Origin of the sequence: Streptomyces brasiliensis, from assembly GCF_014647875.1 — a bacterium.
GTDB classification, from domain to species: domain Bacteria; phylum Actinomycetota; class Actinomycetes; order Streptomycetales; family Streptomycetaceae; genus Streptomyces; species Streptomyces brasiliensis.
This window is the reverse complement of sequence record NZ_BMQA01000012.1, coordinates 193938-217985: the sequence shown is the minus strand read 5'-3', so window position 1 is coordinate 217985 and position 24048 is coordinate 193938. Positions and strand designations below refer to the sequence as shown.

The 24048-nt window shown below is 69.9% G+C and carries 19 protein-coding genes and 1 pseudogene; 10 read left to right on the top strand and 10 right to left on the bottom strand.

The window, feature by feature from the left end; genetic code table 11:
* Nucleotides 1–796: 796 nt before the first annotated feature.
* Nucleotides 797–3826: an excinuclease ABC subunit UvrA gene (gene uvrA, locus IEZ19_RS20850; RefSeq protein WP_189312747.1), complete on the bottom strand. Its 3030-nt coding sequence runs from the start codon at nucleotides 3824–3826 to the stop codon at nucleotides 797–799.
* Nucleotides 3827–4050: 224 nt separating this feature from the next.
* Between uvrA and IEZ19_RS20845 the strand changes: the two genes are divergently transcribed.
* The 5 genes from IEZ19_RS20845 (at nucleotide 4051) to IEZ19_RS20825 (ending at nucleotide 8514) form a co-directional block, all read left to right on the top strand.
* Nucleotides 4051–4740: a maleylpyruvate isomerase family mycothiol-dependent enzyme gene (locus IEZ19_RS20845; protein ID WP_189312746.1), complete on the top strand. Its 690-nt coding sequence runs from the start codon at nucleotides 4051–4053 to the stop codon at nucleotides 4738–4740.
* A gap of 47 nt (nucleotides 4741–4787) precedes the next feature.
* Nucleotides 4788–5444, top strand: coding sequence for an MBL fold metallo-hydrolase (locus tag IEZ19_RS20840; RefSeq protein ID WP_189312745.1), 657 nt, complete (start codon nucleotides 4788–4790; stop codon nucleotides 5442–5444).
* Nucleotides 5445–5939: 495 nt separating this feature from the next.
* Nucleotides 5940–6824, top strand: coding sequence for an ABC transporter substrate-binding protein (locus IEZ19_RS20835; RefSeq protein ID WP_189312744.1), 885 nt, complete (start codon nucleotides 5940–5942; stop codon nucleotides 6822–6824).
* Complete coding sequence (locus IEZ19_RS20830) at nucleotides 6821–7747, top strand: amino acid ABC transporter permease (protein WP_189312743.1); 927 nt, start codon at nucleotides 6821–6823, stop codon at nucleotides 7745–7747. The genes IEZ19_RS20835 and IEZ19_RS20830 overlap by 4 nt, the downstream gene beginning before the upstream one ends.
* Nucleotides 7744–8514: an amino acid ABC transporter ATP-binding protein gene (locus tag IEZ19_RS20825; RefSeq protein WP_189312742.1), complete on the top strand. Its 771-nt coding sequence runs from the start codon at nucleotides 7744–7746 to the stop codon at nucleotides 8512–8514. Before IEZ19_RS20830 ends, IEZ19_RS20825 begins: the two co-directional genes overlap by 4 nt.
* Nucleotides 8515–8558: 44 nt before the next feature.
* Here the strand turns inward: IEZ19_RS20825 and aroQ are convergent, their stop codons facing one another.
* Nucleotides 8559–9032, bottom strand: coding sequence for a type II 3-dehydroquinate dehydratase (gene aroQ, locus IEZ19_RS20820; RefSeq protein ID WP_189312741.1), 474 nt, complete (start codon nucleotides 9030–9032; stop codon nucleotides 8559–8561).
* Nucleotides 9033–9131: 99 nt separating this feature from the next.
* Between aroQ and IEZ19_RS20815 the strand changes: the two genes are divergently transcribed.
* Nucleotides 9132–10178: a S66 family peptidase gene (locus IEZ19_RS20815; protein ID WP_189312740.1), complete on the top strand. Its 1047-nt coding sequence runs from the start codon at nucleotides 9132–9134 to the stop codon at nucleotides 10176–10178.
* Nucleotides 10179–10443: 265 nt separating this feature from the next.
* Here the strand turns inward: IEZ19_RS20815 and IEZ19_RS20810 are convergent, their stop codons facing one another.
* The 6 genes from IEZ19_RS20810 to IEZ19_RS20785 all read right to left on the bottom strand — a co-directional run bounded on the left by IEZ19_RS20810 (nucleotide 10444) and on the right by IEZ19_RS20785 (nucleotide 18945).
* Complete coding sequence (locus IEZ19_RS20810) at nucleotides 10444–11544, bottom strand: calcium:cation antiporter (protein ID WP_189312739.1); 1101 nt, start codon at nucleotides 11542–11544, stop codon at nucleotides 10444–10446.
* Between the two features lie 256 nt (nucleotides 11545–11800).
* A complete protein-coding gene (locus IEZ19_RS20805) occupies nucleotides 11801–12805 on the bottom strand; it encodes a TerC family protein (RefSeq protein ID WP_189312738.1) in 1005 nt (334 codons plus the stop codon).
* A 220-nt stretch (nucleotides 12806–13025) separates the two neighbouring features.
* Nucleotides 13026–15077, bottom strand: coding sequence for a TerD family protein (locus IEZ19_RS20800; RefSeq protein ID WP_189312737.1), 2052 nt, complete (start codon nucleotides 15075–15077; stop codon nucleotides 13026–13028).
* Between the two features lie 53 nt (nucleotides 15078–15130).
* Nucleotides 15131–15709, bottom strand: coding sequence for a TerD family protein (locus IEZ19_RS20795; RefSeq protein WP_189312736.1), 579 nt, complete (start codon nucleotides 15707–15709; stop codon nucleotides 15131–15133).
* Between the two features lie 157 nt (nucleotides 15710–15866).
* Nucleotides 15867–18023, bottom strand: a complete 2157-nt coding sequence (uvrB, locus tag IEZ19_RS20790; RefSeq protein WP_189312735.1) for an excinuclease ABC subunit UvrB — start codon at nucleotides 18021–18023, stop codon at nucleotides 15867–15869.
* Nucleotides 18024–18072: 49 nt separating this feature from the next.
* On the bottom strand, nucleotides 18073–18945 hold the full coding sequence (locus IEZ19_RS20785; protein WP_189312734.1) for an MHYT domain-containing protein: 873 nt from the start codon (nucleotides 18943–18945) through the stop codon (nucleotides 18073–18075).
* A 278-nt stretch (nucleotides 18946–19223) separates the two neighbouring features.
* Here IEZ19_RS20785 and IEZ19_RS20780 point away from each other — a divergent pair, with 278 nt between their 5' ends.
* Both IEZ19_RS20780 and IEZ19_RS20775 read left to right on the top strand, forming a co-directional pair.
* Nucleotides 19224–20096: a glycerophosphodiester phosphodiesterase gene (locus IEZ19_RS20780; protein WP_189312733.1), complete on the top strand. Its 873-nt coding sequence runs from the start codon at nucleotides 19224–19226 to the stop codon at nucleotides 20094–20096.
* Between the two features lie 33 nt (nucleotides 20097–20129).
* Complete coding sequence (locus tag IEZ19_RS20775; protein ID WP_189312732.1) at nucleotides 20130–20684, top strand: methylated-DNA--[protein]-cysteine S-methyltransferase; 555 nt, start codon at nucleotides 20130–20132, stop codon at nucleotides 20682–20684.
* Nucleotides 20685–20725: 41 nt separating this feature from the next.
* Here IEZ19_RS20775 and IEZ19_RS20770 read toward each other — a convergent pair whose 3' ends face one another.
* Nucleotides 20726–21154, bottom strand: a complete 429-nt coding sequence (locus IEZ19_RS20770) for a VOC family protein (RefSeq protein WP_189312757.1) — start codon at nucleotides 21152–21154, stop codon at nucleotides 20726–20728.
* Nucleotides 21155–21253: 99 nt separating this feature from the next.
* Between IEZ19_RS20770 and IEZ19_RS20765 the strand changes: the two genes are divergently transcribed.
* Complete coding sequence (locus IEZ19_RS20765) at nucleotides 21254–22162, top strand: pseudouridine-5'-phosphate glycosidase (protein ID WP_189312731.1); 909 nt, start codon at nucleotides 21254–21256, stop codon at nucleotides 22160–22162.
* Nucleotides 22147–23061, top strand: a pseudogene (locus IEZ19_RS20760) (carbohydrate kinase family protein); the annotation flags it as partial. The gene IEZ19_RS20765 and the pseudogene IEZ19_RS20760, both read left to right, overlap by 16 nt.
* A gap of 168 nt (nucleotides 23062–23229) precedes the next feature.
* Here IEZ19_RS20760 and IEZ19_RS20755 read toward each other — a convergent pair.
* The gene (locus IEZ19_RS20755) at nucleotides 23230–24024 is read right to left on the bottom strand and encodes a methyltransferase (protein ID WP_189312730.1); all 795 of its coding nucleotides are present in this window, start codon (nucleotides 24022–24024) and stop codon (nucleotides 23230–23232) included.
* Between the last annotated feature and the right edge of the window lie 24 nt (nucleotides 24025–24048).

Genomic DNA, 24048 nt, shown 5'->3' with positions numbered 1-24048 from the left:
CTGACCAGTGCACCAGCAGCCACGGACGCAACTCCGCCGTGGTCATGCCGTCCACCCCCGAAGCACCCCGGTTCGCCTCGACACGTCCAAGCGCCGCGAGCAGGTTCTCCTTCGAAAGCATCAACTCCCACAAGGACGGCTCCTGTTCGCGGTGAACGTCTTCCACGGAGTGCGCCGACCGGCCACTGCGCGCCGCCGTGGGCTCTGCCGGATGCACCGGCTCCTCCCCCTGCGGCCCTGCCGAAGCAGGTTTGCTGCGGTCCACGTGACCGGCACGAGCAACCACCACATCACCCGTTCCACTCGATGTTCGGCCCTTCCCAGCCCGCCGCCCCGCGACTCATCCCGGCTGGTACTACGACCTCTGCTGACTTCTGCCCGGTCAGACAGCACCTTCCGGCGCTGCCCGTCGGCGCGGCGACGTCTTCAGCACAACCGACACCCGGACAGACCTCCCCAGGTAAGAACGATCACTGTCCCTGGATCCCCGCCGCGTTTACGCACTGGCCTTCATGGCAGTGACGGGCTTCACCTTCTCGTGCAGGCTCACCCGACCAGCACGCCTCATACGCGGTTCGTGTTCCTCGGTACCCAGGTCTCGCCTCGGGCTTCCTCCAGACCCCATCTCACGATGACGCCCTTGCCTCCGGCTCGGGGTTAGCACCACCTCTTCCCCCAGGGAACTTCCACCCCCAAGCAATCGCCCATGCTGGGCACACACGAAAGACGCCCCGCGGGGAGTTCCCGCGGGGCGCCGTATTTTTGATGAGTTGTCAGAATCGGTCCGCAGAGCGGCTCAGGCCTTGCTCGCCCGGGTCGTCTTCTTCGCCGGTGCCGTCTTCTTCGTGACCGCGGCGGCCTTCTTGGTGGCCGTGTTGTTGACCGTCCTGGCCGTGGCCGTCTTCTTCGTCGTCGACTTGGCCGCGACCGTCTTCTTGGCCGCCGTCTTGCGCGGGGCCTTCACGGAGGCGGCGTCGCTGATCCGGTCCGCGCCCAGGATCTCGCGCAGGAACTTGCCGGTGTGGCTGGTCGGGACGCCGGCGACCTCCTCCGGCGTGCCCTCGGCAACGACGAGGCCACCGCCGGCGCCGCCCTCCGGGCCCATGTCGACGACCCAGTCGGCGGTCTTGATCACATCGAGGTTGTGCTCGATGACGATGACCGTGTTGCCCTTGTCGACGAGCCCGGAGAGGACCTTGAGCAGCTTGCTGATGTCCTCGAAGTGCAGACCGGTGGTCGGCTCGTCCAGGACGTAGACGGTGCGTCCGGTGGACCGGCGCTGCAGCTCGCTGGCGAGCTTGACGCGCTGCGCCTCACCTCCCGACAGGGTGGTGGCCGACTGTCCGAGACGGACATAACCGAGGCCGACGTCCTTGAGCGTGTTGAGGTGGCGGGCGATCGAGGGCACGGCCTCGAAGAACTCCGTCGCCTCCTCGATCGGCATGTTCAGGACCTCGGCGATGGACTTGCCCTTGTAGTGGACCTCCAGGGTCTCCCGGTTGTACCGGGCGCCGTGGCAGACCTCGCACGGAACGTACACGTCCGGGAGGAAGTTCATCTCGATCTTGATCGTGCCGTCGCCCGCGCAGTTCTCGCAGCGGCCGCCCTTGACGTTGAAGGAGAACCGGCCGGGCAGATAGCCGCGGACCTTCGCCTCGGTCGTCTCGGCGAACAGCTTGCGGATGTGGTCGAAGACGCCGGTGTACGTCGCCGGGTTCGACCGCGGGGTGCGGCCGATGGGCGACTGGTCGACATGCACGACCTTGTCGACGAGGTCGTCGCCGGCCACGCGCGTGTGGCGCCCCGGCACGTTGCGCGCGCCGTTCAGCTCTCGTGCCAGGTGCGTGTAGAGGATGTCGTTGACCAGCGTCGACTTGCCCGACCCGGACACGCCCGTGACCGCGGTGAACACACCCAGCGGGAAGGACACGTCGATGTCCTGGAGGTTGTTCTCCCGGGCGCCGTGGACCGTGAGCAGCCGGGACGGGTCGTGCGGACGCCGGATGCCGGGCAGCGGGATCGACTTCTTGCCCGACAGATACTGGCCGGTCTGCGACTCGGCGTTGGTCAGCAGTTCCTTCAGAGAGCCGCTGTGCACGACCTTGCCGCCGTGCTCGCCCGCGCCGGGACCGATGTCGACGACCCAGTCGGCGACCTTGATGGTGTCCTCGTCGTGCTCGACGACGATGAGTGTGTTGCCCATGTCCCGCAGCCGGACCAGGGTCTCGATCAGCCGGTGGTTGTCGCGCTGGTGCAGGCCGATGGACGGCTCGTCCAGGACGTACAGCACGCCGACGAGCCCGGAGCCGATCTGGGTCGCGAGCCGGATGCGCTGGGCCTCGCCGCCGGAGAGCGTGCCTGCCGCGCGGTTGAGCGAGAGGTAGTCGAGGCCGACGTCGACCAGGAATCGCAGCCGCTCGTTGACCTCCTTGAGCACCCGCTCGGCGATCTTCTTGTCGCGCGCGTTCAGCTTCAGCTCGCCCAGGAAGTCTGCGCAGTCGCTGATGGACATGGCGGAGACCTCGGCGATCGACTTGTCCATGATCGTGACCGCGAGGACGATCGGCTTCAGGCGCGTGCCGTGGCAGGTGGGGCAGGGCACCTCGCGCATGTAGCCCTCGAAGCGCTCGCGGCTGGCGTCGCTCTCCGCCTCGCTGTGCCGGCGCTTGACGAAGTTGACGGCGCCCTCGAAGGAGGCCATGTACACGCGCTCACGTCCGTACCGGTTGCGGTAGCGGATCTCGATCTGCGTCCTGTGGCCGTAAAGGAGAGCCTTCTTGGCGCGCTGCGGCAGGCCCGCGAACGGGATGTCCGTGCGGAATCCGAGGGCGTCGGCGAGGGCGCCGACCTGGCGGTCGAAGTAGTCCTTGGTGTGGCCGTGCGACCACGGGTGGATGGCGCCCTCGTCGAGGGACTTCTCCTCGTCCGGGACGATCAGCTCCGGGTCGACCTCCATGCGCGTGCCGATACCGGTGCAGTCGGGGCAGGCGCCGAAGGGCGAGTTGAAGGAGAAGGAGCGGGGCTCGAGCTCCTCGAAGGACAGGTCGTCGTAAGGGCAGTACAGGTGCTCCGAGTACATCCGCTCGCGCTCTGGGTCGTCCCCGGGGAGGTCGACGAAGTCGAGCACGACCATGCCGCCCGACAGTCCGAGGGCGGTTTCCACGGAGTCGGTGAGTCGACGCTTGGCGGAGTCCTTCACCGTGAGGCGGTCCACGACCACCTCGATGGTGTGCTTCTCCTGCTTCTTCAACGTGGGCGGGTCGGACAGCTGGACGGTGACGCCGTCCACGCGCGCGCGGGAGTAGCCCTTCGTCTGGAGATCGGCGAAGAGGTCGACGAACTCGCCCTTGCGCTCACGCACCAGCGGCGACAGCACCTGGAAGCGGCTCCCCTCCGGCAGCTCCAGGACCTTGTCGACGATGGCCTGCGGCGACTGGCGCGAGATCGGGCGGCCGCACTGGGGGCAGTGCGGCTTGCCGATGCGCGCGAAGAGCAGACGCAGATAGTCGTAGACCTCGGTGATGGTGCCGACCGTCGAGCGTGGGTTGCGCGAGGTCGACTTCTGGTCGATGGAGACCGCCGGCGACAGGCCCTCGATGAAGTCGACGTCCGGCTTGTCCATCTGGCCGAGGAACTGCCGGGCGTACGAGGAGAGCGACTCCACGTAGCGCCGCTGTCCCTCGGCGAAGATCGTGTCGAAGGCCAGCGAGGACTTGCCCGACCCCGACAGGCCCGTGAAGACGATGAGCGAGTCGCGTGGCAGGTCGAGCGAGACATTCTTCAGGTTGTGCTCGCGCGCGCCACGGACGATGAGACGGTCGGCCACGCCGGTCCGCACCTTTCTTGAGAGAAGTGACAGGGGCGGGGCCCCCGTCGTTCTTCAGACTAGAGGGAGCCACTGACAACGCCGGTCGGATTCCTGGATGCGTAAACAATCCCCGGCCATCCAGCATGCCCGACGCCGCCCCCGACGATATAGCACGTGCATTCGATTTGCGGGGCCGGTTCGTCACCTTCACCCGAAGGAGTGGCGGGTCTAGGGTCGGCGCCATGATTGATCACGCTCGCGACCTGGCGTCTGTACGTGACGCGTCCGAACGGCTCCTCACCGCAGTCGCCGCACTGGACAACGCGGCGGTGGCCGGTCCGTCACGACTGCCCGGCTGGACCCGCGGCCACATCCTCGCCCACCTCGCCCGTAATGCGGACGCACTCGTGAACGTCCTCGAGGGCCGTCCCATGTACGTCTCCGGCGACGCCCGGGACGCCGACATCGAGCGCGACGCTCCGCGTCCTCTCGCCGACCAGCTCACCGACCTGCGCGAGAGCGGGGCCCGTTTCCTGGAGGCAGGTGCCGCACCGGCGGACTGGTCGCGCACGGTGGAGCTGCGCAACGGCGTCACCGACTCGGCGTCCCGCGTGCCGTTCCGGCGGTGGGCCGAGGTGGAGCTGCACCATGTGGACCTCGGGATCGGGTACGAGCTGGAGGATCTTCCGGCGGAGTTCGTGGAACGGGAGATCGACTTCCTCGCGGAGCGCTTCGCCGGTCACAAGGACGTGCCCTCGACCGGTCTGACTGCCGACGACGGCCGGATCTGGACCACCGGTGGCGGCGCCCCGGGCGGTCCGGCCGGGGTCGAGGGAACGGCCGCGGAGCTGCTCGGCTGGCTCGCCGGCCGCCGCGACGGCTCCGGCCTGACGGTCAAGGGCGGCACGCTTCCGGCGCTTCCTCCGCTGTAGCCCGTGCACGATCCCCGGGCCGCTCCCCCCGCTATAGGCTGGCGGCCATGACGTACAGCGGCGAGGTAACGGTCGGCGGACCGGCGGACGTGCACGAACTCAAAGACCTGATGATCACCAAGATCGCGGTCGGGCCGATGGACAACAACGCCTATCTGCTGCGCTGCCGGGCCACGGACGAGCAGCTGCTGATCGACGCCGCCAACGAGGCGCAGACGCTGCTCGGCATGATCGGTGACGACGGCATCGCGGCCGTCGTCACCACGCACCAGCACGGCGACCACTGGCAGGCCCTGGCCGAGGTCGTGGCGGCCACGCGCCCGCGTACGTACGCGGGCCGCGACGACGCCACGGGGATCCCGGTGCCGACCGACGTCCTCGTCGACGACGGCGACGTGATCCGTGTGGGACAGGTCGAACTCACCGCGCGCCACCTGGTCGGACATACCCCGGGGTCGATCGCGCTGGTCTACGACGACCCGCACGGCCACCCGCACGTCTTCACCGGGGACTGCCTCTTCCCGGGCGGTGTCGGCAACACGCGTAAGGACCCGAAGGCGTTCGCCAGCCTGATCCACGACGTCGAGGCGAAGATCTTCGACGTGCTCCCGGACGAGACATGGGTCTACCCGGGCCACGGCAACGACACCACGCTGGGCGCGGAGCGTCCCCACCTGCCGGAGTGGCACGCGCGCGGGTGGTGAGTTGCGGCGGCGTGCACGTAAGTCGGCGTGTGCACCGTGGTGTCGGGCGTGCTCGGAGCGCGAGCTGTGAGCGCGCACGCCCAGCGCGCACCTTTCGGCGTGCATCCGGCGCGTGACTCTCGACGTGCACCGGGCGTGTGACTTTCGGCGTACGCTCCGCGCAGACTTCGGTGCACACGCCTGGCACGCGCGTCTCGGGTGCGTGCCCCGCGCGTGCACCGTGTCGCGCGCCCCATGTGAACAGTTCGCACGCGCCGGTGCCCAGTGCGCGCTCCCGGGTTGCGTTGTTGCGCAGTCAACTGGAAGCAGCCCCGCCCAGGATGACGGCTCCTGAGCGGTATGGGCCGCCGGTCCTCCGATCCCCGCCCTCGACCGGCGGTCCAGGCGGGGGGCCTGCGCAGGGGGCGTTCACACGGCTGCAACACCCGTTCCCACCATGCGGACAGTTACCGCCGTGATCTCGACAATCTGGGTGTTCGCTGCCACTCTCCCGCCATGCATCCTGCCCCTCGCGCACTGCGCCGCGCCGTCGCCTCAGCTTCCATAGCCCTGCTCGCCACCGCCGTCGGCTGTGCCCCGCAGCCCGAGGACAAGGCGGCGGCCAAGCCGTCCGGTTCGACCGGATCGGTGTGTGCGGAGGGCGAGTTGGCGACCAAGACGTCCGGCAAGCTGACGATCGCGACGGACGAGCCGGCGTACGAGCCGTGGTTCAAGGACGACAAGCCCGCCAACGGAAAGGGCTTCGAGTCGGCGGTCGCGTACGCCGTGGCGCGGCAGCTCGGCTACGACAAGGACGCGGTCGTGTGGCAGAGCGTCCCGTTCAACAAGGCCTTCGCACCTGGAGTGAAGACCTTCGACTTCGACATCAACCAGGTGTCGATCAGTGCCGAGCGCAAGAAGGCCGTGGACTTCTCTTCCGGCTACTACGACGTGCGCCAGGCGGTGATCGCACTGAAGGGCAAGAAGGCCGCCGAGGCGACGAGCGTCGCGGACCTCAAGGACCTCAAGCTGGGCGCCCAGGTGGGCACCACCAGCCTCGACTACATCACCGACGTGGTGAAGCCGAAACAGGAGGCCGCCGTGTACGCGAAGAACGACCAGGCCAAGTCCGCGCTGAAGAACGGTCAGGTCGACGCCATCGTCACCGACCTGCCGACCGCGTTCTACATCACGGCGGCCGAGGTGACGAACGCGAAGATCGTGGGGCAGTTCGAGAACCAGGGCGGTACACCGGAGCAGTTCGGGCTCGTGCTCGACAAGGGCAGCGCGATCACGTCCTGCGTGACCACCGCCGTCGACGCTCTGCGCAAGGACGGTACCCTGGCGAAGATCGAGACGCAGTGGCTCTCCGACGCCGTCGACGCCCCGGTGCTCAAGTGACCGTCGCCAAGGACGAGTCGGGCCAGGAGGGGAAGCACACGGGCGGAAAGGACGACATACCCCACGGCGGGGCGGACGGCTACGTCCCCTCGCAGCGGCGGCTCGAGCGGGAGCGCCACAGGCGTGCCAGGGCCCGCCGCGCCACGGCGATCGCGGCGCTCTCGACGCTGGTCACCGGTGTCGTCCTCTATCTGATCGTCGTCAACGCGCCCGGCTGGCCGCGGACCAAGGAGACCTTCTTCAGCGGGGGGTACGCGCGCGAGGCGCTCCCCAAGGTCCTCGAAGGGCTGTGGCTGAACGTCCGGCTGCTGCTCGTCTGCGGTGCCGCGGTGCTGGTCCTCGGCATGCTGATCGCCGTCGCGCGCACTCTGCGCGGTCCGGTGTTCTTCCCGCTGCGGGTGCTGGCCGCCGCGTACACCGACTTCTTCCGCGGACTGCCGCTGATCATCAACCTGATGATCGTGGTGCTGGGCGTCCCGGCGCTACGCCTGCAGGGCGTGACCGTCGACCCGGTGCTGCTGGGCGGCACGGCGCTGACGCTGACGTACTCGGCGTACGTCGCGGAGGTGTTCCGAGCCGGCATCGAGTCGGTGCACCCCTCGCAGCGCGCCGCCGCCCGCTCGCTCGGCCTCACCAACCGGCAGACCCTGCGGCACGTGGTGCTGCCGCAGGCCGTGCGGCGCCAGGTACCGCCGTTGCTCAACGACCTGGTGTCGCTCCAGAAGGACACGGGGCTGGTGTCGATCGGCGGTGCGGTGGACGCCGTGCGCGCCGCGGACATCATCGTGGGCCGCAGCCTCAACTACACGCCGTACATCGTCGCGGGACTGGTCTTCGTGGCGCTGACCATCCCGATGACCCGCTTCACGGACTGGGTGACGGCCAGGATGGACCGGCAGCGGGCCCAGGGAGGATCGATATGAGCGACGCGTCCGCCACCGGAGGCTCCCCCGTGCTGCGGATGGAGTCCGTCCGCAAGGCCTTCGGCGGTACAGTCGTGCTGAGGGACGTCGATCTGGAGGTCGCGCCGCATACGGTGACCGCGCTGATCGGCGCCTCCGGCTCCGGCAAGTCCACGCTGCTGCGCTGCGCCAACCTCCTCGAGGACATCGACGACGGCGCGATCTGGCTGGACGGCGAGGAGATCACCGATCCGCGGGTCGACCAGGACGTGGTGCGCCGCCGTGTCGGCGTGGTCTTCCAGGCGTACAACCTCTTCCCGCACATGACCGTGCTGCAGAACATCACGCTCGCTCCGCGCCGGGTGCACGGAGTTCCCCGTGCGGAGGCCGAGGCGCGCGCCCGGGATCTGCTGGAGCGGCTCGGGCTCGGGGACAGGCACGACGCGTACCCGGACCGGCTGAGCGGTGGTCAGCAGCAGCGCGTGGCGATCGTGCGCGCCCTGGCCGTACGTCCCCGGCTGCTGCTGCTCGACGAGATCACCGCCGCCCTCGATCCCGAGCTGGTGGGCGAAGTACTCGCCGTCGTCCGCGATCTCAAGGACGACGGCATGACCATGGTGCTGGCCACGCACGAGATGGGCTTCGCCCGCGACGTCGCCGACCAGGTCTGTTTTCTGGACGGAGGTGTCGTGCTGGAGCGCGGCACGGCCGAGCAGGTCTTCGGCGAGCCGCAGCAGGAGCGCACGCGGCGCTTCCTGCGGCGGATCGTGGAGGCAGGTCGCCTGTAGAGGTGGGTTCGCTTTTCCAACGCTTTCGGCGAGCCCTCCGCCCGTTACGCGTCCGCCTGTGTCGCGCCGAGCAGCCCGGCCACCCTCTCCACGCCGAACACGTACCCCTGCACGCCGCATCCCGCGATGACGCCGTCGGCGCGCAGGGAGACGTAGGAGTGGTGCCGGAACGACTCGCGCTGGTGGATGTTGGAGATGTGGACCTCCAGTACCGGCATGCCGTCGCAGGTGTTGAGTGCGTCCAGAATCGCGACCGACGTGTGCGAGTAGGCGCCGGGGTTGATGACGATCCCGCAGTGATGAAGCCGTGCCTCGTGGATCCAGTCGACCAACTCGCCCTCGTGGTTGGACTGCCGGAAGTCCACCGTGCCGCCGTGCGCGGCCGCCGCCTTGACGCACAGGGCCTCGACGTCGGCGAGCGTGTCGGAGCCGTAGATCTCGGGCTGGCGCTGGCCGAGCAGGTTCAGGTTGGGCCCGTTGAGAATCATGATCGGGGCGTTGGCCAGGGTACGGGGCACGGTTCCTCCGGTCCGGTCAAGGGCAGTCGGCCGGCGACCGCTGCTCAGACCCGGTTTATCACGGTGCGCGAACGCGGCGCCCGGCCGTACCCTCCAGGAATGACGTCGATCATGTACCCGCCGAAGCCCTCGCCCGGTGACCGCATAGCCGTCATTTCGCCGTCCGCGGGCCTGCCAGAGCTCTTTCCGCGCCCGTACGAACTGGGTCTGCGGCGGCTGCGCGAGGACTTCGCTCTTGAACCGGTCGAGTATCCGACGACCCGCAAGATGGGTACGACGCCCCGGGAGCGGGCCGCCGACATCCACGCGGCGTTCGCCGATCCGGACGTCAGGGCGGTCATCGCCTCGATCGGCGGCGACGACCAGATCACCGTGCTGCCGCTGCTGGACCGGGAGTTGATCCGCGCGAACCCCAAGCCGTTCATCGGGTTGAGCGACAACACGAACCTGCTGGCCTTCCTGTACAACACCGGGATCGTCGGCTACCACGGGGCTTCGGTGATGGTCGAGCTGGGCCGCCCCGGTGCCATGCATCCGCACACCGCCGAGTCACTCAAGGCGGCCCTGTTCACCTCCGGCGCCTACGAACTGCGGCCCGCCGAGCGGTGGAACGACGTCAACCGGGACTGGGCCGACCCGGCCACCTTCGACTCGGAGCCGACGAGCCGGCCCGGCACCGGATGGACCTGGCAGAACGCGGACCGGGTGGTCGAGGGCCGGGGTTGGGGCGGCAACCTGGAGATCCTCGGCTGGCTGCTGATGGCCGACCGGGAGATCGCGCACGACCTCGCGGTGTACGACGGTGGCGTGCTGTTCCTGGAGACCTCGGAGGAACTGCCGAGCGCCACGGAGGTCTTCCGGATCCTGCGCAACATCGGTGAGCGCGGTCTGCTGCGGCGTTTCTCCGCACTGCTCATGGCCCGCGCCAAGACCTGGTCCTTCGAACGGCCCAACAGCCCGGCGGAGGCGGCCCGTTACGCGGCGGAGCAGCGCGAAGCCGTACAGCACGCGCTGATGATGTATGCCCCCGACATGCCTGTGGTGTTCGACGTGGACTTCGGCCACACCGATCCCCAACTCGTCATCCCGTACGGCGGCACGATCCGTGTCGACGGCCCGGCCCGGCGCATCACCGTCACCTACTGAGGCCTCGCTCACCTCCGCGCGCCCCCGTAACCCACAGTAACTGTGGGTTACGGGGGCGCGACATGCGCAACGCACGCTCCGCAAGGGCCCCCTCCATGCTGCGGCTCGCGGCCGCCTCGCTCGCGGGACGGCGGTCGGGTCGCGCTGCTCAGCCTGGGGTGCTTCGCGCTGCTGCCGGAGACCCGTCCGGTGCCGGTGGTGGCGGTGGAGCCGGCTCCCGGGTTCCGGCTGCCCGCGGTGACGGCTCCCGTGCGACCGCCAACGGCTACGGGTTGATCGCCAGCTCCAGATACGCCGCGAAGATCACCAGATGCACGCCTCCCTGCAGCGGCGTGGCCCGTCCGGGCACCACCGTCAGGGAGCTGACCACCACCGTCAGGGCGAACAGCAGCATATGGGTGGAGCTGAGTCCGAGGACGAGTGGTCCGGAGAGCCAGACGGAGGCGAGGGCGACGGCCGGGATGGTGAGGCCGATGCTGGCCATCGCCGAGCCGAGGGCGAGGTTCAGGCTGGTCTGGACGCGGTCGCGGCGGGCGGAGCGGAGCGCGGCGATCGTCTCGGGGAGCAGGACGAGCAGGGCGATGATGACACCGACGACGGCTTGATGCAGACCGGCCGCCTCCACGCCGGACTCGATGGTCGGCGACACCCCCTTGGCCAGGCCGACCACTCCGACCAGGGCGAGGCCCAGCATGCCGAGGCTGATCCAGGCGGTGCGCGCGGAGGGCGCCGCCGCGTGGTCGTCCAGGGTGATGACCTCGCCCTGCCGGGTGATGGGCAGGAAGTAGTCCCGGTGCCGCACCGTCTGCGTGGCCACGAACAGGCCGTACAGGATCAACGACGACAGTGCGGCGAAGGTCAGTTGCAGGCCCGAGAACTCCGGGCCCGGCTTGCTGGTGGTGAAGGTCGGCAGCACCAGGCTGAGCGTGGACAGGGTGGCGACGGTCGACAGGGCGGCGCCGGTGCCCTCGGGGTTGAAGACGGCGGTGCCGTGGCGGAGCGAGGCGACGAGGAGGCACAGGCCGACCACGCCGTTGCAGGTGATCATCACGGCCGCGAACACCGTGTCCCGGGCTAGGGTCGCGCTCTTGGCGCCTCCATCGGCCATGAGGGTGACGATCAGCGCGACCTCGATGACCGTGACGGCGATGGCGAGGACCAGGGAGCCGAAGGGTTCCCCGACGCGGTGGGCCACGACCTCGGCGTGGTGGACGGCGGCCAGGACGGACCCGGCGAGGACCACGGTCACCAGCGCGACGACGGCGCCGGGAAGACCGCGTCCCCAGGTGAGGGCGAGAAGGACGACCGCGAGCACCGGCACGAGGAACGTCCACTGGATGGTGAGCGACCTGAGCCTAGTGATCATGCAGCGATCGTGGCAGAGGCGTACGTGGTTCGCATTCCGGTCCTTTCGGTGTCCGGGGGCCCGGCGCCGGCGCGGCACGGACCCCCGGTGGGGCGGGATACCGGGCTCGGTTGCCTGAGCTCGGTCATCTCCAGAACGTCGCAGCCGGTGAAGGACGGCGGGGTACAACGCCCAGCACTCGACGAAGCACCGGGAGCGGCGGTCGGCAATGCGCTGCGCGCCGTTCCCGGGCTGGTTGTTTCTACGTCCGGAACGGTCAGGCGTCGATGCTGTTCTTCGCGCCTCCGCTCGTCACGTGCGCCTGGTCCGCTTCGGCCGCCGCCTGCTTCCTGGTCGCCTTGAGGCTGGTGACCGTGGTGACGATCAGGACCGCGCAGATCACGGCGAGCGAGACCGGGATGCTGATCTCCGGGACGTGCACGCCGGACTCGTGAAGCGCGTGCAGCACCAGCTTGACGCCGATGAAGCCGAGGATGACCGACAGACCGTACGAGAGGTGGATCAGCTTCTTGAGCAGGCCGCCGATGAGGAAGTACAGCTGCCGCAGGCCCATCAGCGCGAAGGCGTTGGCGGTGAAGACGATGTACGGGTCCTGCGTCAGGCCGAAGATCGCCGGTATGGAGTCCAGCGCGAACAGGACGTCCGTCGTACCGATCGCGAGCATCACGACCAGCATGGGCGTCATGACGCGCTTGCCGTTCTGCCGGATCCACAGCTTGGTGCCGTGGTAGCGGTCGGCCACGCCGAACCTGCGCTCGGCGGCCTTCAGCAGCCGGTCCTCCTCGTACTCCTCGTCCTCCCCATCGGCCCGGGCCTCCTGGATCAGCTTCCAGGCGGTGTAGATCAGGAAGGCGCCGAAGAGGAAGAAGACCCAAGAGAATTCGGCGAGGATGGCGGCGCCCGCGGCGATGAAGACGGCCCGCAGGACCAGGGCTATGAGCACGCCGAACAGGAGCACACGCTGCTGGTACTGCGAGGGCACCGCGAACTTCGCCATGATCAGGACGAAGACGAAGAGGTTGTCGACGCTGAGCGACTTCTCGGTGATGAAGCCGGCGAAGAACTCACCCGCCGGCTGTCCGCCGCCGAAGACGAGCAGCCCGAGGCCGAAGAGCCCGGCCAGGGCGATCCAGACGACCGTCCAGATGCCTGCCTCCTTGATCGACACATCGTGCGGCTTGCGGCCGATGAAGAAGTCGACGGCGATCAGGACGGCGAGCCCCGCGACCGTCAGGACCCACAGGGTCATGGAAACGTCCACTGCACCTCCGGTACGTAAACGGCAAAGAATCATGTCGTCACTGCCGGAGGCCTCTTCCACCCGGGACGGGCCGACGCCCCGGGATCGATCCGATCCGTATTGACGGGTACGCCGCAGCAGACAGGGAGTACTCCCCTCCGTGCCGACGACAGTACCTCAATTACCAAGGAAAGGTAAAGCAATTAGTAAAAGAAAAACCAAATAAGCAGGTCAAGCGCCTTTACTTGTACTTGGTGCGAGCCTCTGCCACCTGGGCGAGCACGTGCTGGAGCACCTGGCTGCCGGGCGGGACGAGTGACGGTTCGTACGTCCAGGCATGACCGACCCAGGGGTCCGCGAGGTGGTCGTCGGGTACCGGTGTGAGTCGCATGAGTGAACGCCACAGCGGGTCGAGCAAAGGACCGTACGCCGAGGCGTCCTCGCGGTCCGCGACCATCACCAGATGGACGCCGACGGACGGCCCCTCGTCGGCGAGATACCGCAGCTGGTTCACGGCACGGTCGTCGAAGCCGTGCGGGAAGTCGTTGACGACCAGGAGTTGCTGGGCGGTGTCGAGGCCGGGCGGCAACGACTCGGGCGCGCCAGCGCGCAGCGCCATCTGCACCAGATCCACGCGCTGTGTGAGCCGTGCCAGGACGTCCGCCACGCCCGCCGCACCAGCCGCCGGCGGGGCCGCGAGCACGCCCGTGCGCACCAGTGGCATGAGCGCCGTCGATCCGGAACCGGCCGGATCGATCACCTGCACGGCGAACTCCCCCACCGGGTGGACCGCGAGCAGCCGGGCTGCCAGCGCCATCGCCGTCTCCATGGCGAGACCTCGCCGGTCGGTAGAGTCCGCGAACGAGGCGTCCAGGCCGGTCGCCGGGCCGCTGTCGATCCACAGACCCCGCTCGAGCGGCAGCCGGGCCAGCATCGGTATGCGGAGCGGGACGCTCTCGGGCAGGTGCAGATCGCCCAGCCGGAGGGCCATCGGGAAGTCCGTGGGCACGCGGTAGCCGTGCCAGACGGGGTTGTCCCAGCGCGCGTACGCCGGTGGGAGCGCCGGCTCCACGACCTCGGCCTCGGCCGTGAGCTGCGCGAGGTCCCGGTCGAGGACTGCCCTGGCCTCGTCGACGAGTTGGGCGTGTCTGGCACCGGCCGCCTCGCGCGCGGCGTCCCCCGCCGCGCCGATCCTGCTGCGTGGGTCGGACAGAAGGTGATCGAGCTCCTTGTCCCTGCGGGAGTCGGCGAATTCGACGGCGCTGCGGTAGGCGGCCGTCGTGCGGGCCAGGTCCTCGAACATGCCCCAGACCTGGTTGTACAGCCGCTCGTCCATGGACCAGCCCGCCGCGTCACCCGCAACCGGCCGCGCGGGCTGCCCCGACGGGGCCGGGGGTGCCTGCGGCGGAGGGGGCGGCGGAGCGGTGTGGCGACGGTTCGGGTGCGTGTAGTCGATCCCGCCCGTACCGGGTGCGGACGAGGGGCCGGGCGCGGCTGCTCCCCCCGCCTGCTGTTCCGGCCCGCTGTCCGGGTACGGCGACGGTCCCTGTCCACCGGGCGCCTGGGCACCGTACGTGCTCTGACCCGGGTCGTCGTACGGCGACGCGGGCCGCGGCGGTTCGGCGTCGGGGGCACCCTGGGACGAGGGGCCGGGCTGGTCGACGCCGGACACCGGGGTCGCGGTGCGGCGGGTGCGGTCGGCGTCCGACGTACGCGGGGGCGGTGCCGGGACCGAGCGGGCCAGGCCGCGGGCCACCGCTTCCTGGATGCCACCCGCGAGTTCGGCGGCCCCGGGCAGTCTCTGGTCGGTGAAGAGCGCGGCGAGGCCGCCGGCGTAGCCCTGTCCGACGGCGCGCACCTTCCATGCGCCCTGTCTGCGGTACAGCTCCAGCGCCACGACGGCCGACTCGGCGTCGAGGCCGGCGAGGGTGAACCGGGCGATCCCGATGCCGTCGAGGCCCGTGACCGTGACGGTGGGGGCGCCGACGGCACCGAAGCGGAGCGGCCCGCCCCCGGCCGAGGGGAGGGCGAGCAGCACGTTGACACGGTGCACGGCCTCCGGCATGGCGGCCAGATCCACCGCGAGGCGGTGGTCGGTGGCCGCCTGGCGGGAGACCTCGAGTCCGGGCAGCGTGGGTGCGCCCGGGTGGGCCACCCACTCGACGCCGCGCGCCTTGTCGTTCTCGTCGCTGAGCGTGGCCGCCGCCACGACCGGCACACCGGCCGAGACCCGGATCTCGAGCCGGACCTGGGAGAGCGGATGGTTCTGCCCCCGTACCAGCTCGGCCGTCATCGCCTTCGTCCCCCTGTGTCGTGTTGTCCTGCGCCGGGAGCGTCCTGACAGGCCTACAGGTGCGGCAGGATCGCCGGCATCAGGTCCTGGAAGGTGCGGCCGTTGGCCGGGGTGCCCAGCGCGGTCATCGTCCAGCCGGTGCCGGACCGGTGGACCTTCGCCATGACCTGGGCGGTGTACTGGCCACCGCCCGCGAGCGTGTAGCGGGCGAGCTCCTGGCCGTTGGTCTCGTCGACCAGCCGGCAGAACGCGTTCTGCACTTCCTGGAAGGTCTGGCCCGTGAAGGAGTTCACGGTGAAGACGATCTGGTCGATGTGGACCGGGACGCGCTGGAGGTCGACGAGGATGGCCTCGTCGTCGCCGCCCTGGCCGACGCCACCGACCAGGTTGTCACCGGTGTGGCGCACGGAGCCGTCGTCGCTCACCAGGTGACGGAAGAAGACGACGTCGACCGGCTGCTTGTCGGCGAACAGCACCGCTGAGGCGTCCAGGTCGATCTCCCGGGTGCGCGAGCCGAACAGCCCGCGCCGGGGAGCCGCTTGCCAGCCGAGACCCATACGGACCGCGGTCAGGGAGCCCCCGTCCTTCTTCTCCAGGCTGATCGCCTGACCCTTGGTCATGTTGACGGTCACGGCTGTGTCCCCTCTCTGTCTTCCCCTGTTGCCGCGGACTCCGCGGTTGTCCAGAACCCTACGCACGGGCACTGACAGCGCCGAACCCCGGCCCGCGCTTTGTGTCGGTGTTGCAACACTCCGCGCATATGCCGAGGTCCGGCCCAGGGCGTAGCGGTCAGGCCAGGCCCGCCTCCTTCATCTGGCGCAGTTCCTTCTTCATCTCGGAGACCTCGTCGCGCAGCCGGGCCGCGATCTCGAACTGGAGGTCGGCGGCGGCCGCGCGCATGCGCTCCGTCATCTCCTCGATCTGCTCTGCGAGTTCGGTCGCGGGACGGTCGGTGGGCACGGCGTCCTTGGCCTTGCCCTTGGCGGACTTGGCGGACTTGGTCGCCTTCGCGCCCTTGGCCGCCTTGTCGCCCAGGGACGGGACGGGGGCCTTTGCTCCTCTGCCGTCCTTCGACTTGCGGTAGCCGGAGCCGAGCAGCTGCTCGGTGTCGACCTCCTCGCGGGCGATCTGCGCGACGATGTCGTTGATCTTCTTGCGGAGCGGCTGCGGGTCGATGCCCTTCGCCTTGTTGTAGGCGATCTGCCTCTCCCGGCGGCGGTTGGTCTCCTCGATGGCCCGCTCCATCGCCGGTGTGATCTTGTCGGCGTACATGTGGACCTGGCCGGAGACGTTGCGCGCCGCGCGGCCGATGGTCTGGATCAGCGAGGTGCCGGAGCGCAGGAAGCCCTCCTTGTCGGCGTCGAGGATCGCCACCAGGGACACCTCGGGCAGGTCGAGGCCCTCACGCAGCAGGTTGATGCCGACCAGGACGTCGAACTCGCCGGAGCGCAGCTCGCGCAGCAGCTCCACGCGGCGCAGGGTGTCGACGTCGCTGTGCAGGTAGCGCACCTGGATGCCGAGTTCCAGGAAGTAGTCCGTGAGGTCCTCGGCCATCTTCTTGGTGAGCGTGGTGACCAGGACGCGCTCGTCCTTCTCGGTACGCTTGCGGATCTCGTGCACCAGGTCGTCGATCTGGCCCTCGGTGGGCTTGACGACGACCTCCGGGTCGATGAGGCCGGTGGGGCGGATGATCTGCTCGACGACGCCGTCCGCGCGCGAGAGCTCGTACTTGCCGGGGGTCGCGGACAGGTAGACGGTCTGGCCGATCCGCTCCTGGAACTCCTCCCACTTCAGGGGACGGTTGTCCAGGGCCGAGGGCAGCCGGAAGCCGTGGTCGACGAGGGTCCGCTTGCGGGAGGCGTCGCCCTCGTACATGGCGCCGATCTGCGGGACGGTGTTGTGCGATTCGTCGATGACGAGCAGGAAGTCGTCCGGGAAGTAGTCGAGCAGGGTGTTGGGCGGGGAACCCGGCAGACGGCCGTCGAAGTGCATCGAGTAGTTCTCCACACCGGAGCAGCTGCCGATCTGGCGGAGCATCTCGATGTCGTACGTGGTGCGCATGCGCAGGCGCTGGGCCTCCAGGAGCTTGCCCTGCTTCTCCAGGTCGGCCAGGCGCTCGCCCAGCTCCTTCTCGATGTCGTTGACGGCCCGCTCCATGCGCTCGGGGCCGGCGACGTAGTGGGAGGCCGGGAAGACGTACAGCTGCTGGTCGTCGCTGATGATCTCGCCGGTGAGCGGGTGGAGCGTGGACAGGGCCTCGATCTCGTCGCCGAACATCTCGATGCGGACGGCGAGCTCCTCGTAGACCGGGAAGATCTCGATGGTGTCGCCGCGCACGCGGAAGGTGCCGCGGGTGAACGCCATGTCGTTGCGGGTGTACTGGATGTCGACGAAGCGGCGCAGCAGGTCGTCGCGGTCGATCTCGTCGCCGACGCGGAGCGGGACCATGCGGTCCACGTACTCCTGCGGAGTACCGAGGCCGTAGATGCAGGAGACCGAGGCGACCACGACGACGTCGCGGCGGGTGAGCAGCGAGTTGGTCGCCGAGTGGCGCAAGCGCTCGACCTCCTCGTTGATCGAGGAGTCCTTCTCGATGTAGGTGTCCGACTGCGGGACGTACGCCTCGGGCTGGTAGTAGTCGTAGTACGAGACGAAGTACTCGACCGCGTTGTTGGGGAGCAGCTCGCGGAACTCGTTCGCCAGCTGGGCGGCCAGCGTCTTGTTCGGCGCCATCACGAGCGTGGGGCGCTGGAGCTTCTCGATCATCCACGCCGTGGTGGCGGACTTGCCGGTGCCGGTCGCGCCGAGGAGGACGACGTCCCTTTCCCCGCCCTGGATGCGCTTGGCCAGGTCGACGATGGCCGTCGGCTGGTCACCGCTGGGCTGGTAGGGGCTGACGACCTCGAAGGGCGCCACCGTGCGTTCGATCTGGGAAACGGGCCGCATGCCTTCAACCGTACGACCCCCCACTGACAACGGGTCCCGATCAGCGGTTCTACGGGGCGTGCGACCGGTGACGCTCCGGCTGCCGCACCGTCTCCCGGCGGCCGGAGCGCGGCTGCGGGATGTGGTCCGAGAGCGTGCCGACGGGGTGGGCGGGGATGCCCGGCTTGTGCTCGACGCGGCCTCGGACCGGCTTGCCCATGGCCATCAGAGGATCGAACACCACGACGACGCCGGCGAGGAGCAGGAAGGCGAGGGGGCCGATCAGCATGGGTGCGAGCAGGGTCGGGGGCGAGGCGCTGCCGGAGGCCGAGACGGCGCCGTGGAGGTGGACGCTTAGGGCGGTCATGCCGGTGTAGTGCATCCCGGTGGCGGCGAGCCCCATGACGAGGCTCGCGCCCACGCTCCACAGGAAGCCCCGCACCTGTCCGGCCGCCCACAGGGCGGTGGTGGCGGCCACGACCGCTATCAGTACGGAGGCGGCCACGGTGAATGTGTTGTACGTGAAGGTTGCGTCGAGGTGCATGCCCGCCATGCCGAGGTAGTGCATCGAGGCGACACCCAGGCCGGTGATCGTTCCGCCGGTGAACAGGGCCGGTCCCGTGGCACCCCGGTAGCCGACGATGAAGATCCCCACGCCGACCATGACGATCGCGAGGCCCAGGCTCGCGTACGTGATCGGTGTGTCGTAGTGGATCGTGGTCCCCTCGACGGTGAACCCCATCATGGCGATGAAGTGCATGGTCCAGATCCCGGACCCGATCGCCGCCGCGCCGAGGGCGAGCCAGGCGGGGCGCCGGGAGTGGGTGACCAGCAGGGATCTCGTCGTGCATCGCAGACCGAGGGCTCCGCCCAGGCAGGCCATCAGATAGGCCACCAACGGCGTGACGGCCCCGTAGCCGAATCCGTCGACCATGCCCTGCATACGCGGCTGCCCCTTCACCCTCTTGTGTCCCGGAATACCTGTATCGCGCCCCGTCCCAGGACCGCTCGGGCGGTCCGGGTTGTGCCAGAGAGTATGACCCCCACCGGAATGGTCGAACGATTATCCGGCAAAGAAACACGCCCTTGCCCCAGTTGTGCGGCATCAGTGAGCGGACTCCGGCACACCCGCTCGATGTGTGGCCATCCTGCACGCAATCCTCGTTGACTGTCTGCTGTCACTCTGGTGCTGTCCGTGTTCGTCCGATTCGAGGAGTACGCATGCACGCGCGAGCCGTTGCCGCCACGACCACCGCGCTCCTGGGGACGGCCACAGTGCTGGCTCCCGGCAGCGACGCCCGGGCCGGCGATGTCCGAGAGCCGCCCACGATCGTCGCCCACCGGGGAGCTTCCGCCTACGCACCCGAGAACACGCTGCCGGCCGTCGACGAGGCGGCCCGGCTGGGCTTCTCCTGGGTCGAGAACGACGTCCAGCGCACCAGGGACGGCGAACTGGTCGTCCTCCACGACGACAGCCTGAAGCGGACCACGAACGCCGAGGAGGTCTTCCCCGGCCGTGCGCCCTGGAAGGTGGGGGACTTCACCGCGGCCGAGATCGCCCGCCTGGACGCGGGCAGCTGGTTCGGCCCCGCGTACGCGGGCACCCGCGTGCCGACGCTGAAGCAGTACATGCGCCGGGTCGAGCACAATCACGAGAAGCTGCTCCTCGAGATCAAGAACCCCGAGCTGTACCCGGGCATCGAACGGCAGACCCTCGGCCTGCTGAGCAACGAGGGCTGGCTGGACCGCGCGCATGCGGACCGGCTGATCGTGCAGAGTTTCAGTGCGGACAGTCTGCGGACCGTCCACGACCTGAAGCCCGGCCTCACGACCGGCCTCCTCGGCACGCCCCCAGCGGGGGACCTGCACACGTACGCGCGGTTCACCGACCTGATCAACCCCTCGTACGGGTCCATCGCCCCGGGCTACGTCACCACCGTGCACGCGTTGCACGGACCCCACGGCAAGCCGCTGAGAGTGTTCGTCTGGACCGTGGACGACGCGACCACCGCCCGGACCGTGGCCCGGTACGGCGTCGACGGCATCATCACGAACAAGCCCGATGTCGTACGGGAGGCGCTCAGCGCGAACTGAGCGTTGTCAGTGGCGGGCCGTACGGTGGGGCGCATGGACAGCCATGGGCAGTACGAGCGGCAGGTCGTGTGGGCCGTCGTGGGCACCAGCATCGGTCCGTTGTTCCTCGCGGCAACTCGCGACGGCCTGGTCAACGTCGTGTTCCACGCCACCGACGCGGTGCGCGACCGAGCGCTGGAGCAGTTGGCGGCGCGGCTGGGCACCGAGCCCGTCGAGGCGCCCGGATCGCCCCTGCTGGCCGAGGCCATACGCCAGGTCGAGGCGTACTTCGCGGGCGAACGGCACGACTTCGAACTGCCGCTGGACTGGTCGCTGATCTCCGGCTTCAACCGGCAGGTGCTGCGCGAGCTCGCGTCCGGCGTCCCGTTCGGCACGGTCGTCGGGTACGGGGACCTGGCCGGGCGGGTCGGCCAGCCGGGGGCGGCACAGGCGGTGGGGGCGGCCATGGGTGCCAATCCGCTGCCCGTCGTCGTGCCCTGTCACCGGGTCGTGGAGAGCGACGGCGGCATCGGCGGGTTCGGGGGCGGCCTGGAGACCAAGCGGAAGCTGCTCGCTCTGGAGGGCGTGCTGCCCGAGCCGCTGTTCTGACCGCCGGGCGACCGGGGCCGCGCCGGCCCCTCGGCCACCGTTCACCCGTAGTGCCGTGCCTCGAAGACGTTGCCGTCCGGGTCGCGGAAGTAGAAGCTCCGCGTCGCGTTGCCGCGGGCGCCGTACGAGTCGTGGGCGATGTGCGACACGGGGACGTCGCCTTCCTGGAGGCGGGCGCGCAGTGCGTCGAAGTCGCCGGACGACAGCGACAGGCACACGTGATTGACCGGGTGGCCCGCGCTCTCCGCGGAGCCGGGGAGCATCCTCATGCGCTCGGCCATGGTGCGGGGTGCCAGGTCGAGGATGGTCTCCTCGTTGACACGGACGGAGGGGAACGAGACCTTTCCCGCGGTGAATTCGGCGACCCTCAGGGGCTCCAGGCCGACCGCCTTCTCGTAGAAGCCGGCCGCGGCGACCGGGTCGCTCACCCAGAGGACGACATGGTCGAGGCGAGTCGTGGTGTTCGTCATACGGCCCACGCTGGTGGCGGTGCTCATGGAGCGCAAGCGTTTAGTCGGCCGTGCCGCCCTCCAGAGATGAGGCAGGACCGACTGACAGGAGGCGGGCGCGTGGTGACAGTGGTGTCGGAGGAAGTACGCGAGGCGCTTGACGCGCATCGCCCGGTGGTGGCCCTGGAGTCCACGATCATCGCGCACGGGCTGCCGCGTCCGCGCAATCTTCGGGTGGCGCTGGAGCTGGAGGACGTCGTACGCCGGGAGGGTGCCGTACCCGCGACGATCGCGGTGCTGGACGGGCGGCCCCATGTCGGCTTGGACAAACAGCAGTTGGAGCGCGTCGCGAACGAGGACGGCATGCGCAAGCTGGGTCACCGGGATCTCCCGCTCGCGGTGGCGGCGGGGGCGAGCGGGGCGACCACGGTGTCGGCGACCGCGCTGCTGGCTGCGCTGGCCGGTGTCCGGGTGTTCGCGACGGGCGGGCTCGGCGGTGTGCACCGGGAGTGGACGGTGACGCAGGACGAGTCGGCGGACCTCGGCCTGCTGGCCCGCACGCGGATCACGGTGGTGTGCGCGGGCGTGAAGTCGATCCTGGACGTGCCGGCGACTTTGCAGCGGCTGGAGACGCTGGGCGTGGCCGTCGCCGGTTATCGCACGGCCCGCTTCCCCGGCTTCTACCTCTCCGACTCCGGGCACCCGGTCGACTGGACGCTGGACAGTCCGGAGGAGGCGGCGGAGGTCATGCGTGCGCAGGACGCGCTCGGCGGACCGGAGTCGGCGCTGATCGTCGCCCATCCCGTCCCCGAGGCGGAGCAGCTCGATCCCGAACTGCACGCGCGCGTGCTGACCGATGCGTTGCACGCGTGCGAGGAGGAGGGGGTCACCGGTCAGGCGGTCACACCGTTCCTGCTCGACTACCTCGTCCGGCACACGGACGGGGCGTCGCTGAGCGCCAACCTGGCGGCGGTGCGCGGCAATGTGCGGCTGGCGGCGCGGGTCGCGGCGGCGTGGGCCCGGAGGTGACGGCGGGCAGGGCCGGGGCGCTGCTGGTCGTGGGCGACGTCGTCACCGATGTCGTCGCCCGGCACCGGGGCCCGCTCGCCGCCGGTACCGACACGGCCGCCGCGATCCGGACGCTGCCCGGCGGCGCCGGCGCCAACGTGGCCTGCTGGGCGGCTCACGCGGGCTGTGCGGACGTACGGCTGCTCGGGCGGGTGGGCGCGGACGCGGCGGCGTGGCACGAGCGTGAGCTGCTGGCGGCCGGGGTGCGCCCACGGCTCGTGCTGGACGACACCGCCGCGACCGGGACGGTGATCTGCCTGGTCGATGCGGGGGCCTCGGCCGAGCGCACCTTCCTCACGGACAGCGGTGCCTCGCTCCGGCTCGAACCGGCCGACTGGTCCGACGCGGCGCTCGACGGGGTCGCCCGGCTGCATCTGTCCGGCTATCTGCTGTTCTCCGCGTCGAGCCGGGCACTCGCGGCAGTTGCGCTGGACGCCGCACGCGCGCGTGGTGTCCCGGTCAGTCTGGATCCGGCGTCGACCGGCTTTCTCGGGAGCCTGGGGGTGGACCGCTTCCTGGAGTTCGCGGAGGGGCTGGATGTCCTGCTGCCCAGTCGGGACGAGGCGTGCCTGCTGACGGGGCTGCCCGATCCCGCGGACGCGGCGGCCAAGTTGAGCCGCCATGTCCCGCTGGTGGTGGCCAAGCTGGGCGGGGACGGCGCGCTGGTGGCGCGGTCCGGCACCGTGCTCGCCCGAGTGCCCGCCGCGGCGGCGAGGCCCCGGGACACCACGGGCGCCGGTGACGCCTTCACCGGCGCGTTCCTCGCCGCGCTGCTCGTCGGCGCCGATCCCGCGGCCGCGGCGGCGGAGGGCTGCCGGGCCGGTGCCCTCGCGGTGGAGCTGGTGGGGGGGCAGACCCCCTACGGGGTGTGGCTGAAGGCGGGCGCGTTCCGTTTCCGGCGCCGCGCGCCCGGTCTCCGGGACATGGGTCTCACGACCGCGCCGGTGTGGGCCACGACCGGCACCCCGGCGCACGCCCAGCGCGCCGACGTTTGCGCTGCGCCCCGGCGTACGCCTTGCGCCCCGGGCCTACGCCTTGCGCCCCCACGCCGAGATCATCGGGGCCGTGGCGAGGTCCATGCTGCCGGTCGCGACGTTGGCCAGGTGCTGGTCGATGTCCTGGTCGGTGGCCAGGCCTGCGGTGACCAGCTGGTCGCGGATCTGCTGGACGGTGGCGGTCTCCAGGGCGGCGAGGGCGGGCGAGGTGACAGGGAAGTAGGCGTCGGCCTCCACGCGGCGCAGTCCGGCCTCCCGGAGCAGCCGCGGGAGCTTGCGGCCGTAGGACAGGTCGGCGCCGCGGCCCGCGAGCAGGGTGCGGAAGCCGTTGCGGAGCCGGTTGGCGAGCTGCTGCTCGGGACCGTACTCGTCGGGGCAGATCAGCGGCTGGAGGGCGGGGTCGGCGTCCTCGACCAGGAGGCGTCCGCCGGGACGCAGCGCTTTGATCATCGACCTCAACGCCCTTCCACGGTCTGGGACATGGACGAGCACGAGCCGGGCGTGCACGAGGTCGAAGCCCTCCGCGGGCGGCTCCTCCGTGCCCACGTCGTGGACGCGCACCTCGACGGGCGGGCGGGCCACCGAGGCGAGCAGCGAGGTGTCGATGTCGGTCGCCAGGACCTTGCCTGTCGGCCCGACCTTCTTGGCCAGCCAGGACACGACGGAGGTGCCGCCCGCCCCGACCTCCCAGCAGCGCCAGCCGGGTCCCAGGCCGAGCCCTTCGAGGTGGCGGAACGTGGTGGGGTCGAAGAGGGTAGCGAAGGCGTCGAAGCGCTGTCCCGCCTCGGTCTGCCTGTTGTCGAGGAGATACCCGTCGGATGGCGTCATGCGGCGATCATCCCAGGTGCGGCA